The organism is Nonomuraea sp. NPDC003804, assembly GCF_040610675.1.
GTDB lineage: Bacteria > Actinomycetota > Actinomycetes > Streptosporangiales > Streptosporangiaceae > Nonomuraea.
On the sequence record NZ_JBEXMT010000013.1, the window covers coordinates 141,184 to 159,289 of the forward strand.

At 72.9% G+C, this 18,106-nt stretch carries 9 protein-coding genes; 2 read left to right on the forward strand and 7 right to left on the reverse strand.

Annotated elements, in window-relative coordinates; all coding sequences use genetic code 11:
- Position 1: 1 nt before the first annotated feature.
- Positions 2-994: a methyltransferase domain-containing protein gene (locus ABZX22_RS19750; RefSeq protein ID WP_354910852.1), complete on the reverse strand. Its 993-nt coding sequence runs from the start codon at positions 992-994 to the stop codon at positions 2-4.
- Between the two features lie 29 nt (positions 995-1,023).
- Positions 1,024-1,770, reverse strand: coding sequence for a hypothetical protein (locus ABZX22_RS19755; protein ID WP_354910855.1), 747 nt, complete (start codon positions 1,768-1,770; stop codon positions 1,024-1,026).
- 189 nt (positions 1,771-1,959) lie between these two features.
- On the opposite strand from ABZX22_RS19755, the gene ABZX22_RS19760 reads away from it, so the two are divergent.
- On the forward strand, positions 1,960-3,222 hold the full coding sequence (locus ABZX22_RS19760) for a cation:proton antiporter (RefSeq protein ID WP_354910858.1): 1,263 nt from the start codon (positions 1,960-1,962) through the stop codon (positions 3,220-3,222).
- Positions 3,179-3,976 carry an alpha/beta hydrolase gene (locus ABZX22_RS19765; protein WP_354910860.1) on the forward strand — a complete coding sequence of 266 codons (798 nt, stop codon included), beginning with the start codon at positions 3,179-3,181 and terminating at the stop codon, positions 3,974-3,976. The genes ABZX22_RS19760 and ABZX22_RS19765 overlap by 44 nt, the downstream gene beginning before the upstream one ends.
- 8 nt (positions 3,977-3,984) lie before the next feature.
- On the opposite strand, the gene ABZX22_RS19770 is transcribed toward ABZX22_RS19765, so the two are convergent.
- Genes ABZX22_RS19770 through ABZX22_RS19790 form a run of 5 tightly spaced genes read right to left on the reverse strand, consistent with a single transcriptional unit; the run spans position 3,985 to position 18,093 of the window.
- On the reverse strand, positions 3,985-5,874 hold the full coding sequence (locus tag ABZX22_RS19770) for a RiPP maturation radical SAM C-methyltransferase (RefSeq protein ID WP_354910863.1): 1,890 nt from the start codon (positions 5,872-5,874) through the stop codon (positions 3,985-3,987).
- A complete protein-coding gene (locus tag ABZX22_RS19775) occupies positions 5,867-6,376 on the reverse strand; it encodes a flavin reductase family protein (protein WP_354910865.1) in 510 nt (169 codons plus the stop codon). The genes ABZX22_RS19770 and ABZX22_RS19775 overlap by 8 nt, the downstream gene beginning before the upstream one ends.
- Positions 6,373-7,905, reverse strand: a complete 1,533-nt coding sequence (locus tag ABZX22_RS19780) for a tryptophan halogenase family protein (protein WP_354910867.1) — start codon at positions 7,903-7,905, stop codon at positions 6,373-6,375. The genes ABZX22_RS19775 and ABZX22_RS19780 overlap by 4 nt, the downstream gene beginning before the upstream one ends.
- Positions 7,906-7,907: 2 nt before the next feature.
- Entirely contained in the window at positions 7,908-8,078 is a 171-nt protein-coding gene (locus ABZX22_RS19785; protein ID WP_354910868.1) for an MbtH family protein, read from the reverse strand.
- Between the two features lie 4 nt (positions 8,079-8,082).
- A complete protein-coding gene (locus ABZX22_RS19790; RefSeq protein WP_354910870.1) occupies positions 8,083-18,093 on the reverse strand; it encodes an amino acid adenylation domain-containing protein in 10,011 nt (3,336 codons plus the stop codon).
- Positions 18,094-18,106: the final 13 nt, after the last annotated feature.

An 18,106-nucleotide genomic window follows, 5' to 3' on the forward strand; every position in this document is an offset into this window, starting at 1 on the left:
GTCAGCCCTCCGGGCGCAGATCGAACAGGATGCCCCTGGGCGGGGCGGCGAAGTGGCGCTCGTCGGCGCACACCCATCCGGACTCCCGGAAGGCCTGGTGCCACTCCTCGCGCGTGGGCAGGTAGACCCCCATCAGCGCGTGCACGAGCTCGAAGCCGAGGGTGAAGATGCGCGTGTCGGGGCCGGGCAGCGTCTCGCTCCTGACCACGTCGCACAGCAGCAGCCGCCGCGCGTTGGGGAAGGCGGTGCGCAGCTTGCGCAGGCCCGCCACGCAGGTGGCCTTGGGCCAGAAGTCGTGGCCGAGGAAGACGCAGGTGATCAGGTCCACGTCGGCGAACTCCGGCCTGGGCTCCAGGTTCCGCACGTCACCCGTGACGATGCTGACCCGGTCGGCCATACCGGCCTCCGCCACCGACGCCCTGGCCAGTTCCACCGCGGCCGGCGCGATGTCCACGCCCACCCCGCGCACCCCTGGCCGGCGACCGGCGGCGCCCATCAGCCGCTGGCCGGAGCCGCAGCCGAGGTCGGCGATGACCTCGTAGTCCAGTTCCGCCAGGAGCTCGACGAAGTGCGGCTCGACCTCCGTGTCGCCGATCAGCCGGGAGCCGACCGCCACCGCCCGCATGTCCCTGGTGTAGAAGTCGCCGGTCCGGTCCTCGGTCCTGGCGACCTCCGGCACCACGGAGAACAGCTCGCCGCAGCCCCGGACCATCCAGTAGAAGTAGCCGCGCGCGGCGTAGGCGCTCTCGAAGAGCGGGCCGGTGACCGCCTTGTCGTCGGCGACCTCCACGACCTCCGCCCACGAGAGCGTCACCAGAAGCTGGCGCACCACCCCGCGGTCGAGCCCGTCCGCCTCGGCGGTCTCGAAGGAGTAGCTGCCCTGCTCCTTCAGCGCCTCCAGGATGCCCAGCTCGGCGGCCGCCGACAGGGACACCGCGACGAGATAGGACGAGAACAGGTCCGCAACCGGGCCGCGCGTGAAATCCGCGCTCATGGGATTCTCCTTTTTCGCCGACATTTCGCTCACGCTTTTCCGGAATCGGCCCAGAGCGTGTCCATGGTCTCGTGCGTCAGCACCGTCTCCAGGTCGCTCTTGGCGGCGTAACCCATATTGATGATCGTGCGCACCCCGGCGCTGATCGGATAAACCCGGTGCAGGGTGGTGTTCGTGCGCATGACGTACAGGTCCCCGGCCCGCACCTCGAACGAAAGGGTGGGATTGCCGAGAAACGCGCGATGGATGGCCGGATCCTGCTTGTTCCATGTTGTGCCGGGCACGCACTGGACGAATCCGCCGTGTTCGGCGGGCGGGCACTCGACGACCCAGACCAGCGCGAAGCTGTAGTCGTCCCAATGCCAGCCGTGGGTGTCGCCGTTGTGCTCCAGGCGGGTGATGACGTACTGCTCCGGCTCGTACGGACAGGCCAGCACCGGCTCGTCCACGATCTCCGAGAGCAGCCCGACGAGCGCTTCCGACTCGTACAACGCCGGGATCACGCTGCTGCGCTCCGCGATCTCCGCCCGCGTCACGTTGCGCATCCTGCGCGGTGTGCCGCCGGTTTCCTTGAATCGCAGATCGCGCCGCACGCCGGATTCTTCGATGAGGGAGAGCACGTCGCCCGACACCGCCTCCTTGATGCTCGGCGGCACCAGGAAAGATGCCGTCGCGAAGCCGTGGGCGGCGAATTTCTGCCGGGCGGCCGACAATTCGTCGGCCAGTCCGGGGCGGCGTGCATGCTGGTTCAGCTCCTGCAGTATGAGGGCATTCACTGCGGGGATCCTTCGCTTCGCCTGATGGGGATCTCGCTGCTACGGAACGTAGGGCCGCGAGTGGGGGCGGAAAAGCGCCCGGCGCGACTGTGGCGAGAAATCGCCATTCATTCCCGGCGCGGCCGGGTGCCGGGCGGGCCCTTTTACGCTGGGCGGGCATATGAATTCCCCGGTTAGACAGGATGCGCCATGCCCGCCGGCGTCCCGCTCTTCCTCCTCCAGCTCATCGTGATCCTCCTGCTGGCCGTGCTGCTGGGCCGGCTGGCCGCCCGCTTCGGACAGCCGGCCATCGTCGGGGAGCTGTCGGCGGGACTCCTGCTCGGCCCGGCGGTGCTGGGACAGCTGGCGCCCGAATGGTCGCAGTGGCTGCCCAAGCCGGGCTCCGGCGCCCTGATCGACGCCATCGCCCAGCTCGGCGTGCTGCTGCTGGTCGGGCTCACGGCGGCGCAACTCGACCTGGCCGCGCTCGGCCGGCAGGCGGGCACCCTCGCCCGGATCAGCGCCTGGGGGCTGCTGGTGCCGCTCGCGCTCGGGGTGGCCGCGGGCTTCGCGGCCCCCGAGGTGCTGCTCGGGCCGGGCACCCGTCGCGAGGTCTTCGCCATCTACTTCGGCGTGGCGCTGTGCGTCAGCGCCATCCCTGTCATCGCCCGCACCCTGACCGACCTGCGGCTGCTCGACCACCGCATCGGCCAGCTCATCCTGGCCTCCGGCGCGTGCCAGGACGCCGTCGGGTGGGTGCTGCTCGCGGTCGTCGGTGCGATGGCGGCCACCGGCCTGGACGTCGGCGCGCTGGGCCTGTCCGTCCTCTGGCTGGCGGTGCTGCTGGCCGTGGTCCTGGCCGCCCGGCCCCTTGCCCGCCGCGTGCTGCGCGGAGGCGAGCAGGCGCCCACCATGACGATCGTGGTGGTGATGATCCTCACCGCCGCGCTGGCCGCCCATGCCGCCGCGCTGGAGCCGGTCGTCGGGGCCTTCATCGCCGGCCTGCTCGTGGGCGTCAAGGGCGGAGCCGACCCCAGGCACCTGGCCACCCTCCGCACGGTCGTCATCGCCGTGCTCGCCCCCGTCTTCCTCGCCTTCGCCGGGCTCCACCTGGACCCGGCCGCCCTGGCCGACCCCGTGGTGGCCGCCGCGGCGGCGGCCGCGCTGGCGATCGCCGTCCTGGGCAAGCTCGCGGGCGGTTACGTCGGTGCCCGCACCAGCGGGCTGTCGCACTGGGAGTCCTTCGCCATCGGCGCCGGGCTCAACTCCCGCGGCCTGATCGAGGTCATCGTCGCCACCGTCGGCCTGCGGCTGGGCATCCTCACCCCGGCCGCCTACTCGATCATCGTCCTGATCGCCGTCACCACCTCGCTCATGGCGCCTCCGCTGCTGCGGATGGCGCTCGCCAGAGCTTCGATTGGAGAGCCGGATGGCCGTCGCCAGAGTGAACGGAACCACGATCACCTACACTGACCAGGGCTCGGGCGAGCCGGTCATCCTCGTCATGGGCACCGGCAGCCCCGGCCACGTCTGGCAGCTGCACCAGGTGCCCGCCCTCCTCGCCGCCGGCTACCGCGTGATCACCTTCGACAACCGCGGCCTGGCGCCGGACGGCGGGCCCATGCCCGAGACCGACGACCTCGTCGGCGACCTGGCCGCGCTGATCGAGACGCTGTGCGGCGGGCGGTGCCGGGTCGTCGGGGTGTCCATGGGCGCCCACGTGGTCCAGGAGCTGCTGCTGGGCCGGCCCGCACTGGTCTCGCAGGCCGTGCTCATGGCCACCCGCGGGCGGCCCGACCACTTCCGCGCCCGGCTGTGCGCCGCCGAGGCCGAGCTGTACTCCAGCGCCGTGGAGCTGCCCGCCGCCTACGGCGCGGCGCTGCGGGCCGTGCTCAGCCTCTCCCCGCACACGCTCAACGACGAGCGGGAGGCGCGCAAGTGGCTCGACCTGTTCGAGGTCTTCCCCACCGCCAAGGCGGTGATGCGGGCGCAGAGCCGGCTCGAGAACATCTCGGACCGGCTCGACGCCTACCGGTCGATCAGCGGGCGGTGCCTCGTCATCGCCTTCGAGGACGATCTCATCACCCCGCCCCACCTGGGCCAGGAGGTGGCCACGGCCATCCCGGGCTGCCGGTACGCGCAGGTCGCCAAGTGCGGCCACTACGGGTACCTGGAGCAGCCCGACGAGGTCAACTCGCTGATCATGGACTTCTTCTCCGCCTCCTGACCCGGCCGTCAGGTGGTGGTCAGTACCGGCAGCCTCCGGCGGGAGCTGACCAGGGAGCGGCGCGGCCGGGGCAGCGGGTCGACCCCGGTCTCGACGAGGACGAGGCTCATCGCCCGCTCACCCTCGACGAAGATCAGCCCCCGCTCCCGCAGCGCGGCCACGTGCTCGGCGGCCTCGGGCGCGAGACGGTCGAGGCGCGTCGGGCGCTCCAGCGTGACGAGCACGTCGGCCACCGCGGGATCGAGCGGGTACCGCAGGGGCGAGCCGGACCGGGAGTCGTGGACGACCCACGCGCCGTCGTCGTCCCGCTCCATGCGCAGCTCCGGCGGCGTCCCCTCCCACGAACCGAGCCAGGCGCCCACGGCCGCGCTGAGCGGCCGGATCCAGCGGGCGACCCCGATCATGTACGGCGAGACCGCCCGGTCGGTGAAGTAGTAGGCGAGCCGCCGCAGCGACTCCTCGGGGAAGGGGTAGGTCAGCCGGTAGTGGTCCACCGGATGCAGGTCGAGCCCGAACTCGGCGGCGTTGTTGAAGTAGGGGCTGTAGCGGTCGAACCGCACAGGGAAGACGCCCTCGGGCGGCGGCAGGTGGGTCAGGAGCGGCAGGTCGTCCACGTACTTGGCGAAGGTCGACTCGGGCTCGCCGGGGAAGCCGATGAGCAGGTTCCAGGCGGGCGAGATGCCGTAGCGCACGCAGTTCTTGAGCAGCTGGATGTTCTGGAAGGAGGAGGAGCCCTTCTTCATCAGCTTGAGCGTGCCGGTGGACAGGGCCTCGATGCCGGGCTGGATGCGGTTGACGCCGGCCCTGGCCATCTCGGCCATGTCCTGCTGGTCGAGGCCCACCTTGACCTCGTAGAAGATCGAGGCCTGCGGCGGGGGCTGGATCTTGGGCAGGACCTCGGTGAGGTACTCCAGGGGCATGATGTTGTCGGTGCAGGAGTAGACGGTGCACCAGGGCGCGTAGGAGAACAGGCGCTCGAACTGGGCGACCGCCTTGTCCGGCGACATGGCCCGGTAGGCCATGCCCTGGCCGTTGAGACCGCAGAACGTGCAGTGCGAGCGCTCGCCCCACCAGCAGCCGCGGGAGGTCTCGAAGAAGAGGATGGGCTCCACCTTGTCCTCGACCGCGGCGGTGAGCTCGTCGAAGGACGTGGCGAAGGAGGCGTAGTCGGGCTCGACGCTGTCGTCGATGTCGGTGTCGGCCCCGATGGCGCGGCGGTAGCGCTCCTCGTGGCAGTTGTCGCGGGAGACGACGCCGAGGATCGTGTGCGCCGCCGGCAGCTCGCCGTCGAGCATCGCGCGCAGGAAGCGGGGGAAGGTGTTCAGCGCCGGGCCTGAGAAGACGAAGTCGAGCTGCGTGGCGTGCTCGACCAGGGCCGCGCCCATCGGGGCCTCGCAGTTGGCGCCGCCCATGACGGTGACGGTGTCCGGGGCGCGGTCCTTGACGATCCTGGCCATCGCCAGGCTGGGCACGGTCTGCATGAACATCGAGCTGAAACCGACCAGGTCGGCCTCGGCCAGGCGGTACTTGTCGGCCAGGAAGGCGCAGAACTCGCCCAGCCGGTCCCGGCGGCGCAGCAGCTCCGCGCGGAAGGGGGCGCGGTCGGGGCCGGCGAAGTAGCGGGCGAAGTACTGCTCGCCGTTGTCGGGCTCCTCGGGGAAGGCGACCTGGCGGAAGAGCCAGTCGCCGATGCCGGCCACGTGCTGCTCCATGCCTTCGGCGATGGCGTCGTAGAGCTCGGTGCCGAAGAAGCGCACGAAGTCGTGGTTGAGGTAGCACACGCGCACGTCGATCTCGGCGCCGAAGTCGCGGCGGACCAGCGCGCCGAGCTGACTGAGGGCGAAGGAGGGCCGTCGCCGATCCGCGAACGGCATGTTGACCAGGGCAACGTCAAGCACTGAGAGTCCTTTCGCCTTCCGTTCGCCAGACGGAGTACTGGCGGAAGCCGTAGAGGAGGGGAGTTTCGGGGGCGCTGTGGATCTCGGTCACCCGGCCGAGCACCAGAGCGTGGTCGGTGACCGTCCAGACCTGCTCGACCAGGCATTCGGCCCAGCCGTGCAGGTCCTCCTCGAGCCGGGGCAGGCCCAGCCGTCCGTAGGGTGACCACTGGACGGAGGAGAAACGGTCGGCGGTGAGGGAGGAGAACAGTTCGGCGACGGGGCGGGCCCGGGCGGGCAGGAGGTTCACGCCGAAGCCGCCGGAGCCGAGGGCGGCGGCCAGCGTCCGGCTGTGGATGTTCATGCTGACCAGGAACGTGGGTGGGCTGAGCGTGACGCTGATGAGCGACGAGCAGGTCAGGCCGCAGGGCTCGCCCTCCGGGCTGATGGCGGTGACCACCGCCACCCCCGTCGGGTAGGCGCTCATGAACATGCGGCAGGACTCCACCAGGGCGGTGGTCATCGCAGGCTCGTCAGGTATTCGTGCGCGGTTGGCAGGGCGGCCACCATGCGCTCGGCGGCGGCGCGGACCCCGGCGAACTCGGCCCGCGCCCGCGCCGGATCGATGTGGTGGAGCGCCGGACGCGGGCGGAGCGGTGCGTGCCCGAGCCCGAGCAGCATGGTGATCCACGAGTACAGCTCGAAGCCGTGGTAGTACGGGTAGACGGCGCTCTCGTCCGGCAGCCGTCCGGCAGCCAGCTCCAGCAGGTCCGACAGGCTCTCGGGGATCTTGCGGCGCTTGGTCTCCTGCCAGTACGGCGTGTCGGCGCGGGCGCCGGCCCGGTAGTGCAGGACCAGGAACTCCTTGACCCCGTCGATCACCCGGGCCACCTTGTCGTTGTAGCCCTTGCTCAGCAGCGGGTCCCAGCGCTCGTCGGGGAAGTGCTTGACCAGCTGCTCGATGCCGTGCTGGATGAAGAAGATCCCGGTGGACTCCAGGGGCTCGACGAAGCCGCTGGACAGGCCGATGGCCACGCAGTTGGCCACCCAGGAGCGGTGGTTGCGGCCGATCCGCATGCGGATGTGGTTGGCCTCCAGGTCGTCGCGGCCGGGCGCGGCGAAGGCGCGCAGCGTGCGCTCGGCCTCCTCGGGGGTGCAGAACTCGTCGGAGTAGACGTAGCCGGTGCCGTTGCGGCCGTAGAGCGGGATGGTCCAGATCCAGCCGGCGTCCATCGCGGTCGCCGTGGTGTAGGGGTTGATCAGCTCCTGCTCCTCGCGAGGCACCCGCAGGGCGACCGCGCGGTTGTTCGGCAGCACGTCCAGGAAGGGGCGGAACGGCTCGCCCAGCGTCTCGTTGATGAGCAGGCCGCGGAAGCCGGTGCAGTCGATGTACAGGTCACCGGTCAGCCGGCCGTGCTGCCTGGTGGCGACGTGGCTGATCCAGCCCCGCTCGTCCTGCCCGACGCCGGTGACGTCGTCGAGCACGTGGCGGACGCCCTGCCGTACCCCCAGGCCGGTCAGGAACCCGGCCAGCTGGGCGGCGTCGAAGTGGTAGGCGTAGGGGAACTGCGCGCGCTGCTCGTCGAGGGTGGAGCGGCCGAGCGTGCCGTCCAGACCGGAGGCGAACAGGCTGCCGTCGCGCATGCGGGGCGAGCGCCTGGCCTCGCAGAGCCACGGGGTGATGTAGCAGTGCCGGTCGAACGGCTCGGCGCCGTTGAGCCGCAGGTGCCAGTCGGCCAGGGTGAACCCGTCGCTCACGCGCAGCCGCTCGAACGGGTGGTAGAAGTGGGTGCCGTCACCGCGCCAGTTCTGGAACCTGATGGCCAGCTTGTAGGAGGCGGCGCACTGCGGCATCCAGTCCCGCTCGTCCAGCCCGAGGTAGTCGAAGAAGTGCCGGACGGTGCTGAAGGTGGCCTCGCCCACGCCGATCGTCGGGATCCGCGGCGACTCGACCAGGGTGACCGAGACCCGGTCCCCGAAGGCGGCCTTGAGGTAGGTGGCGGTCATCCATCCGGCCGTGCCGCCGCCCACGATCACCACGCTGTTGATCATCGCTACTGTCCTCTCAGGCTGAGCGGCCGCATGTCGGTCCAGATGGTGGCGACGTGGGCGAGGCACTGCTCCCGATCGCCCGCGAAACCCTCGTCCGTCCAGCCGGCGGGGTTGTCCCGGCCGGCGGGCCAGATCGAGTACTGCTCCTCGTGGTTGACGACGACTTTGAACATGGGCTCACGCCTCCCTGCAGTGTGCGGCGACGATCGGTCCGATATAGGCCATGGCGTCGGCCCTGGTCATCGCCTCGTGGTCGCAGTCGATCTCGTGGACGTCCAGGCGGCCGGCCACGTGCGGCCGCCAGATCCCGGCGGCGGACACCCCCGGAGCCCAGCTCCGCGTGGCGACGAAGAGCACCGCGTCGCCGCCGACGCGTCCGGGGCGGTGCGCGTCCAGCAGCCTGGAGTTGTGCAGGACGGTCTCGGTCATCGTGGCCACGAGCTCCTCGTCCAGCTCGGCCGCGTAGCCGACGGAGTCCATCAGCAGCTCGCGGGCCTCGGCCGGGTCCTCGATGCCCGGCCGTTCCGCGCCGGAGAAGGCCGGGTAGCTGTCGAGCAGCGCGAGCAGGGCCACCTGACCTTCCCGCTCGCTCTCCAGCCGCTCGGCCATGGCGTGGGCCACCAGGCCGCCGAAGGACCACCCGAGCAGGTGGTAGGGGCCCTCCGGCTGCACCTTGCGGACCAGCTCCAGGTACTGCTCGGCCATCTCGGCCACCGATCCGGCCCGGCCGGGCCCGGTGGACTGCAGCCCGTAGACCGGCCGGTCGGGCTCCAGGTGCGGCAGCAGGCTGCTGTAGCACCAGCTCACCCCGCCGACCGGGTGGACGCAGAACAGCGGCGGCAGGTCGCCGGCGGGCCGCAGCGGCAGCAGCATGTCGAAGGCGTCCGCGCCGCCGCTGCCGTCGAGCCGCTCGATGAGCTCGGCGACCGTGGGCGCGGCGAACAGGTCGCGGATGGTCAGCCTGACCCCGAGCGTGCCGCGGATGCGGCTGATCAGCCGGGTGGCCAGGATGGAGTGGCCGCCGTTGGCGAAGAAGTTGTCGTCGATGCCGAGCCCTGGGGCTTCGAGCACGTCGGAGAAGAGCTCCAGCAGCGTGTTCTCCCTCGGCGTGCGCGGCGAGCGGTGCCGCGCGCGAGGAGGTTCCGGCAGCGCGCGGCGGTCCAGCTTGCCGTTGGGGTTCAGCGGCAGCGCGCGCAGCGGCAGGTAGGCCGCGGGAAGCATGTGCGTCGGCAGGTGGGCCAGGGCGTGCTGGTGGACGGCCGCCGGGTCGGCGCTCTCCGGCGTGAGGTAGGCGACGAGCTGGTCGTCGCGGACGATGACCGCGGCCTGCGCGATCCCCGGGGCGCCGCCCAGGACGGTCTCGATCTCGGCGAGCTCGATGCGGTGGCCGCGCAGTTTGATCTGGTTGTCGGCGCGGCCGAGGAATTCGAGGGTGCCGTCGGGGTGGCGGCGGGCCAGGTCGCCGGTGCGGTAGAGGCGGCGGCCGCCGGTCCAGGCGATGAAGCGCTGGGCGGTGAGTGCGGGGCGGTCGAGGTAGCCTCGGCCGACGCCGGGTCCGCCGATGTACAGTTCGCCGCGCACGCCCGGCGGTACCGGCCGCAGGTTGCCGTCCAGCAGGTGGACCTCGGTGTTGACCAGCGGGCGGCCGATCAGCGGCACCTCGCCGTCACGCACCCGGTAGCCGGTGCTGTCGTTGGTGCACTCGGTCTGGCCGTAGTAGTTGTAGCTGTCGGTGTCGGTCGCCTGCCGCATCGCCCGCCACAATCCGGCCGAGACCGCCTCCCCGCCCACCATCAGCGCCTTCGGATGGTGCCGCCCCGGCGCGAACAGCCCGGCGGCGACCAGCTGCTCCATGAAGACCGGGGTGAGGTCCACGAAGCCGATCCGGTGCCGGTCGATGTAGTCGACCAGGTCCTCGGGCGTGCGCCGCGTCACGTCGTCGATGACGTGCAGCTCGTGCCCGTCGACCAGCCACAGGATCGAGTCCCACGAGGTGTCGAAGGTCAGCGGCACCACGAAGGCGATGCGCAGCCGCTCGCCCTTCGCCGCGGTGAACAGCCCGTGCCGGTGCGCGTGGAACAGGTGGGCCAGACCGCCGTGTTCGAGCACCACGCCCTTGGGCCGGCCGGTGGAGCCGGAGGTGTAGATGACGTAGGCGGCGTGCCGGGGCAGCGGCGGGGTGCCGGGGTCGTGGTCGGGCCCGTCCGGCACGTCCTCCATCGCCAGGGTCCGCTCGTACGGCAGCGCCGTGCCGCGGGTGGTGAGCAGGAGGAGCGGCCGGGCGTCCTGGAGGGTGTAGGCGAGCCGCTCCTCGGGGTGTTCCAGGTCGAGCGGCAGGTAGGCGGCGCCCGCCTTGTGCACGCCCAGGATGGCCGTGATCATGTGGACGGAGCGGGGGAGGGCCAGCGCGATGAGCGTCTCCGGTCCGGCTCCTTGTGCCCTGAGGTGGTGGGCCAGCCGGTTGGCCGTACGGTTCACCTCGTCGAAGGTCCAGCTGCGCCCCTCGGCCACCACCGCCACGGCGTCCGGGGTGCGGGCGGCCTGCTGTTCGAAGAAGGTCGGCAGGGTCTGCGGTGGCGCTTCGACGCGGGGGCCGTGGGAGTGGGCCACCGCCTGGCGGGTCTCCTCGGCGCTGAGCACGGGCAGCTCGCCGATCGGGGCGTCCGGGTCGGCCACGGCGGCCTCCAGCAGCCGCAGCAGCCGCTCGGCCAGCGCCTCGGCCGTGGCCCGGTCGAACAGGTCCACCGCGTACTCGAGGTAGGCGGCCATGCCCTCCGGCTGTCCGCAGGGGCCGTAGTTCTCGATCACGTCGAGGGTCAGGTCGTAGTCCGCGGTGCCGTGCCGTACCGGCTCGTGGGCGATGTCCAGGCCGGCGAAGGCGAGCTCGGCCGGGGCGTTGTTCTGGAAGACCAGGAGCACCTGGAAGAGCGGGAAGCGGGCCAGCGACCGGGTGGGGTTGACCGCCTCCACGACCCGCTCGAAGGGCACGTCCTGGTGCTCGTAGGCGGCCAGGTTGCCCTCCCTGACGCGCTCGAGCAGCTCGTGGAAGCTCGGGTCGCCCGAGGTGTCGGTCCGCAGCACGACGGTGTTGATGAAGCAGCCGACCAGGTCGTCCAGCGCCTCGTCGCCCCGGCCGGCCACCGCGGTGCCGATCGGGACGTCCTCGCCCGCGCCCAGCCGGGTCAGCAGGGCGGCCAGGGCCGCCTGCACCACCATGAACAGGCTGAGGTTGCCCGACTGGGCCACCTCCAGCATGCGCTCGTGCAGCTCGGGCGGGATCGTGAAGGGCACCGTGTCGCCGCGGTAGCTGGCGATCGCCGGGCGCGGCCGGTCGGTGGGCAGGTCGAGCTGGTCGGGCAGGCCGGCCAGGCCGGCACGCCAGAACTCCAGCTGCTCGTCGCCCGGCTCCTGCCACAGGGCGTAGTCGGCGTACTGGACGGGCAGCGGGCTCCACCCGGGCGACCCGCCGTCGAGCCGGGCGCGGTAGGCCTCGGCCAGGTCGCGCGAGAGCGGCGCCATGGACCAGCCGTCGCAGGCGATGTGGTGGACCACCAGCAGCAGGACGTGCTCGCGGGCGCCAAGCCTGAACAGCCGCATCCGCACCGGCGCCTCCCGCGTCAGGTCGAAACCTTGCGCGGTGGTCGCGGTGAGCAGCTCCGGCAGCTCCCGCTCGGTGGTGTCCACCGGCGTCAGGCGCACCGGAGCGGGCGGCAGCACGTGCTGGTAGGGGCCCGCCTCGTCCTCGGGGAAGACCGTGCGCAGCGGCTCGTGCCTGGCCACCACGTCGGACAGGGCGGCGGCCAGCGCGGGCACCGCCAGCGGGCCGCGCAGCCTGAGGCAGACCAGCGTGTTCTGGGCGTGGTCGCCGGCGTCCTCCAGCCGGTTGAGGAACCACAGGCGGCGCTGGGTGAACGACAGCGGCAGCCGTTCCGGCCTGGGCATCGGCCGCAGCGCCGGCCTGGCGTCGCCGCGCAGGACCTCCGCCAGGCCCGCCACGGTCGGGTGGTCGAACAGGTCGCGGATGGTGAGGGTGGCGTCCAGGGCGGTGCGGATGCGGCTGATCAGCCGGGTGGCCAGGATGGAGTGGCCGCCGTTGGCGAAGAAGTTGTCGTCGATGCCCAGGTGGGTGGCGTTGAGCGTGTCGTTGAACAGCCGCAGCAGCGTCTGCTCGCGCGGGGTGCGGGGCGGCCGGTGCCGGGTGGCCGGGGGCTCGGGCAGCGCGCGGCGGTCCAGCTTGCCGTTCGGGGTCAGCGGCAGCGCGGGCAGCGGCAGGTAGGCGGCCGGCAGCATGTGGGTGGGCAGGTGGGTGCGGGCGTGGCGCTGCACGGCCGCGGGGCTGGCGCCGGCCGGGGTGAAGTAGGCGATGAGCTGCTCGTCGCGCAGGATCACCGCCACCTGGCCGACGCCCGGCGCCTGGCTCAGCGTGTGCTCGATCTCGGCCGGCTCGATGCGGTGGCCGCGCAGTTTGATCTGGTTGTCGGCGCGGCCGAGGAATTCGAGGGTGCCGTCGGGGTGGCGGCGGGCCAGGTCGCCGGTGCGGTAGAGGCGGCGGCCGCCGGTCCAGGCGATGAAGCGCTGGGCGGTGAGTGCGGGGCGGTCGAGGTAGCCGCGGCCGACGCCGGGTCCGCCGATGTACAGCTCGCCGCGCACGCCCGGCGGTACCGGCCGCAGGTCGCCGTCCAGCAGGTGGACCTGGATGTCCGGCAAGGGCCTGCCGATCATGACCGGCCCCGGCTCGTGGGTCCACGCCGTCGCGTCCACCGTCACCTCGGACGGACCGTAGGCGTTGATCATCGTGCGCCCGGTCGCCCACCACGCCATCAGCTCGGGCGGGCAGCCCTCCCCGCCGACCACGAGCACCCGCAGGGCGGGCAGCGGCTGGCGGGGCACGGTGGCCAGCAGCGCGGGGGGCACGTGCGCCAGGCTCACCCGCTGCTCGCGCAGGAAGTCCCCCAGCGCCTCCCCGGTGAGCGTGGCCGGTGCGATCACCAGGCAGCCGCCACGGGCGAACGCCGTGGCGACCTCCGACACCATGACGTCGAAACCGGGCGAGACCAGCTGGAGCACCCGGTGCGCGGGCCCGCCCGCCCCGTCCAGCCGCTCACCCAGGTTGGCCGTCAGGTTGGCCAGCCCCCGGTGCTCCAGGACGACACCCTTGGGCGTGCCGGTGGAACCGGAGGTGTAGATGACGTAGGCCGCCCGGTCCGGCGCGAGCGGCAGGCCCGGGTCGTGCTCGGGCCCGGCGGGCACCTCCTCCATCATCACCGCCGTCTCGTACGGCAGCGCCGCCTCGCGCGTGGTGAGGAGCAGCACCGGCCGGGCGTCACGGAGCGTGGCGGCGAGCCTCTCGGCCGGATGCTCCAGGTCGAGCGGCAGGTAGGCGGCGCCCGCCTTGAGCACGCCCAGGATGCCGGTGATCAGGTCGGCCGAGCGGGGCAGGGCCAGCGCGACGAGGGTCTCCGGTCCGGCGCCGCGCTCCAGCAGGTGGTGGGCCAGCCGGTTGGCCATGCGGTTGACCTGGTCATAGGTCCAGGTACGGCCGTCGGCGACCACCGCGGGAGCATCCGGGGTCCGGGCGGCGTACGACTCGAAGACCCGGGGCAGCGGCTCCGGCCGCTCCTCGCGGCGCGGACCCTCGGCCTGCCCCTCCTCCTCGGCGCTGAGCACCGGCAGGCGGCCGATCCGGATGGCCGGGTCGGCGACGGCCGCCTCGACCAGCCTGGCCAGCCGCGCGGCCATCGACTCGGCGGTAGAGCGGTCGAACAGGTCGGCCGCGTAGTGCAGCGCGCCACTCAGCCCCTCCTCCGACTCGTGCACGGCGAAGGTCAGGTCGAACTGGGCGGCGGGAACGTCCGCGTCCTGCCGGGTGACCTCCAGCCCGCCGAGGCTCCACGCGTCGCGCGGCTCCTCCTTCGAGTACGTCACCAGCACGTCGAACAGGGGGTTGTGGCCGGGGCTGCGCACCGGGTTGAGCCGCTCGACGACGCGCTCGAAGGGGGTGTCCTGGTGGGCGAAGGCCTCCAGGACGGCGGCGCGGGTGCGCCGCAGCAGTTCGGCGAAGGCGGGGTCGCCGCCGGTGTCGGCGCGCAGCACGAGGGTGTTGGCGAAGAAACCGATCAGGGGCGCGGTGTCCGGGTGGTCGCGGCCGGTGGTGGGGGTGCCGACGGCGATGTCGTGCCGGCCGGTCAGGCGGGCGAGCAGGATCTGGACGGCGGTCAGCAGCACCATGTAGACGGTCGCGCCGTGCTCGCGGGCCAGCCGCCGGACGCCGTCGGCCGGCAGGCGCAGCGGCACGTGGTCGCCCCGCAGGGTGGGGGAGTGGGGCCGGGGCCGGTCGGTGGGCAGCTCGAGCGTCTCCAGGCCGGCCAGCCGGTCGGTCCAGTAGGCCAGGCCGTCCGCGGAGTCGTGGCGGCGCTGGTGGAAGGCGTGGTCGGCGTACTGGATCTCCAGGGCGGGAAGCGTCCGGCCCTGGTAGAGGGCGGCCAGCTCCGACCACAGGACGGGCAGGGACCAGCCGTCGCAGGCGATGTGGTGGAAGACCAGGAGCAGGACGTGGTCGTCGGCGGCCACGCGGTGCAGCCGCGCCCGCAGGACCGGCCCGCTCTCCAGGTCGAAGGGCTCCTCCCAGGCGCCCTCCAGCCCCTCCCCGAGCTCCACCGGGGCGGGCGGATCGACCACCTGCGCGGGGACGCCGTCGACCTCCACGTAACGGGTGCGCAGCACCTCGTGCCGGGCCACCACCCCGCTGAGCGCCCCGGCCAGCGCCTCGACGTCGAGCGGGCCGCGCAGCCGTACGGACACCGGCATGTTGTACGCGGGGCTGGCGGGAGCCAGCTTCCACAGGAACCACAGCCGCTCCTGGGCGAAGGACAGGGGCAGGGCCCCCTCGCGCGGCGCGCGCAGGACCGGCGGCGCGGCGGGCCGGGCGGTCTCGACACGGGCGGCCAGCGCCGCCACGGTCGGCGCCTCGAAGATCGCGGTGACCGGCAGGTCGACGCCGAGCTCCTCCTTGAGCGCGAAGAGCAGGCGGGTGGCCAGCATCGAGTGCCCGCCGAGGTCGAAGAAGTCGTCGTGCGCGCCCACCTCGTCCGGCACCTGGAGCACCCGCCGCCAGACGGCGGCGACGGTGCGCTCCAGCTCGGTGCGCGGCGGCTCGTGGCGGGCACGGGAGACGGCGGGACCGGGCTGCGGCAGCCGGGCCCGGTCGACCTTCCCGCTCAGGGTGCGGGGCAGCGCGTCCACCTCGACGATCCCCGACAGCCACATCGCGCGGGGCAGGCGCTGGTTGCAGAACTCCCGCAGCTCGCCGTGGCCGGTCTCCCCCGTCAGCACCACGTAGCCGACCAGCCGGTGGTTGCCAGGCCCGTCGGGCCAGGCCAGCACGTGGCAGTCGGCGACCGCCGGATGCTCGCGCAGGACGGCCTGCACCTCGCCCGGCTCGACGCGGTGTCCGCGGATCTTCACCTGGTCGTCGTCGCGGCCGAGGAACTCGATGGTGCCGTCGGGCAACCAGCGGCCCAGGTCGCCGGTGCGGTAGAGGCGGGCACCCGGCGCGGCGGCGAACGGGTCGGGCACGAAGCGGGCCGCGGTCTGCGCGGGCCGGCCGATGTAGCCGCGCGCCAGGCCCTCGCCACCGACGTGGAGCTCGCCCACGACGCCGATCGGCACCTGCCGGCCCTGCTCGTCCAGGACGTGGATACCGGTGTTGGCGGCCGGGGCGCCGACGGGCACGATGCCCGAGACCGTCCGCGCGCCCCTGCGCACCTCGTGGATGGTGCTGTCGATGGTCGTCTCGGTGGCGCCCCAGGCGTTGAGCACGCGCACCTCGGAGCCGAGGGCCGCCATGATCGCCTCGCAGTCGGCCACGGACAGGGCGTCGCCGCCCGAGACGAGCAGGCGCAGGTCAGGCAGCCGCCGTCCGCTGCCGGCCACGTGCTGGGCCAGCGCGTGCAGCACGGCCGGAATGCTGTCGAAGGCGTCGATCCGCTCGGCCACGAGCGCGTCGGCCAGCTCGCCGGGAGCCAGAGCCAGGGTGCGCGGCGCGATCACCAGGCTCCCGCCGAACGTCAGGCTGCGCACCACGTCGCCGAGGAAGACGTCGAAGGAGGGGCTGGCCACGGTCAGCCACCTGCGGGCGCGGTACCTGCGCGCGGCCCAGTCGGCGCGCAGGTTGGCCAAACCGCCCCTGGTGACCATGACGCCCTTGGGCGTGCCGGTGGAGCCGGAGGTGTGGATGACGTAGGCCAGGGCGGAGCCTGGGACGTCGCGTGCGGGCCGGTGGTCGGGCAGCGCGCCGAGGTCGCCGCCGATGTCGGCCACCCGCCAGGGGCCGTCGGGGATCTCCCCGGCGAAACCCGGGTCCGCCAGCACGACCGCCGGTGCCGTACCGGCCAGCATCGCGGCCAGCCGCGCCGGCGGCTGGTCGGCGTCGACGGGGAAGAACGCCGCCCCCGCCTTCAGGGCGGCCAGCGGGGCGATCACCGAGTCCGGGCCGCGCCCCACGCAGATCGCCACCACGTCCTCGGTTCCCGCGCCGAGCTCGCGGATCAGGTGGGCCAGCCGGTTGGCCCGCCGCTCCACCTGGCCGTAGGTGAGCCGCTCGGCCCCGCACACCAGCGCCAGGTCGCCGGGGGCCGCGTCGGCGCAGGCCTCGAACTGCTCCTCGACGCTGGACCTGGCGTTGCGGGCGAGCCGGGTCGCGTTCCAGCGCGCCAGCTGCCGCCGCTCGGCGTCGGTGACCAGGTCGTAGTCGGCGATCGGCCGGTCCGGGTCGGCCGCCGCCTGGCGCAGCAGCCCGTTCAGCTGGTCGGCCATGCGCTCGACGGTGCCCAGGTCGAACAGTCCGGCGTCGTACTCCAGGGCACCCGCGAAGCCGTCGTGCAGGCTGAAGGTCAGGTCGAACAGCGCCCCGCCGGCGTCGCAGGGGTACGGCTGCGCGGCGAGCCCGCCCAGCTCCAGCCTCGAGGTGGCCGCGTCGCTGTCGCCGGTGAACATGACGTTGAACAACGGGTTCCTGCCGGGACCGCGCACCGGGTTGAGCCGCTCGACGACGCGCTCGAAGGGGGTGTGCTGGTGGGCGAAGGCGTCCAGCACGGTGGCCCGGTTCCGGCGCAGCAGGTCGCGGAAGGTGGGGTTGTCGCCGGTGCCGGCGCGCAGCACGAGGGTGTTGACGAAGAAGCCGATGAGCGGGGCGGTGTCGGGGCGGTCGCGGCCGGCCGTGGGGGTGCCGACGGCGATGTCGTGCTGGCCGGTCAGGCGGGACAGCAGCGCCTGGACGGCGGTCAGCAGCACCATGAAGACGGTCGCGCCGCTGTCGCGGGCCAGCGCGCGCAGCGTGCGCGCCGTCTCCTCCGGCACGCGCAGCGGCACGTGGTGGCCCTGGTGCCCGGGCTCCTGCGGCCGGGGCCGGTCGGCGGGCAGTTCGAGCGTCTCCAGGCCGGCCAGCTGGGCGGTCCAGTAGCCCAGGCCGTCGTCAGTGTCACGGTCAGGGCCGGTGCCGGTGCCGCCGTCATCCTGGGCGGTGCCTGCCTGGGCGGTGCCTGCCTGGGTGGTGTCGGCGTGGGCGGCGGCGTGCCGCTGGCGGTGGGCGTGGTCGGCGTACTGGATCTCCAGGTCGGGAAGGGACTCGCCCTGGTAGAGGGCGGCCAGCTCCCGCCACAGGATGGGCAGGGACCAGCCGTCGCAGGCGATGTGGTGGATGACCAGCAGCAGGACATGGTCGTCGGCGGCCAGGCGGAACAGCCGGGCGCGCAGTACCGGGCCGTCCTCCAGGTCGAAGGGCAGCGCGCACTCACGGTCGACCAGTCCGCGCAGCTCGCCCTCCGCGGCGTGGATCACCGGCAGCTCGACGGGCGTGGGCGGGTCCACGACCTGGGCGGGCGCCCCGCCCTCCGCGGCGTAGCGGGTGCGCAGCACCTCGTGCCTGGCCACCACCCCGCTCAGCGCCCCGGCGAGCGCATCCACCTCCAGCGGGCCGCGGAGCCGTACCGCCGCCGGGGCGTTGTAGGCGGGGCTGTCCGGGGCCATCCGCCACAGGAACCACAGCCGCTCCTGGGCGAACGACAGCGGCAGCGGCGTGCCGTCACGCGGCGCGCGCAGCGGCTCGGACCCGCGCGCCAGCCGTTCGAGGAGGAGCCTGCGGCGCTCGGGGGACAGCTGCGCGATCCGCGTGGCGAAGGTCTCGGACATGCGTGCGGGTCCT

What these genes read in the sequence shown, in the direction of transcription:
- ABZX22_RS19750 (WP_354910852.1), bottom strand. Translation starts at nt 994, where the DNA reads ATGAGCGCGGATTTCACGCGCGGCCCGGTTGCGGACCTGTTCTCGTCC.
- ABZX22_RS19760 (WP_354910858.1), top strand. Translation starts at nt 1,960, where the DNA reads ATGCCCGCCGGCGTCCCGCTCTTCCTCCTCCAGCTCATCGTGATCCTC.
- ABZX22_RS19765 (WP_354910860.1), top strand. Translation starts at nt 3,179, where the DNA reads ATGGCCGTCGCCAGAGTGAACGGAACCACGATCACCTACACTGACCAG.
- ABZX22_RS19775 (WP_354910865.1), bottom strand. Translation starts at nt 6,376, where the DNA reads ATGACCACCGCCCTGGTGGAGTCCTGCCGCATGTTCATGAGCGCCTAC.
- ABZX22_RS19780 (WP_354910867.1), bottom strand. Translation starts at nt 7,905, where the DNA reads ATGATCAACAGCGTGGTGATCGTGGGCGGCGGCACGGCCGGATGGATG.
- ABZX22_RS19785 (WP_354910868.1), bottom strand. Translation starts at nt 8,078, where the DNA reads ATGTTCAAAGTCGTCGTCAACCACGAGGAGCAGTACTCGATCTGGCCC.
- ABZX22_RS19790 (WP_354910870.1), bottom strand. Translation starts at nt 18,093, where the DNA reads ATGTCCGAGACCTTCGCCACGCGGATCGCGCAGCTGTCCCCCGAGCGC.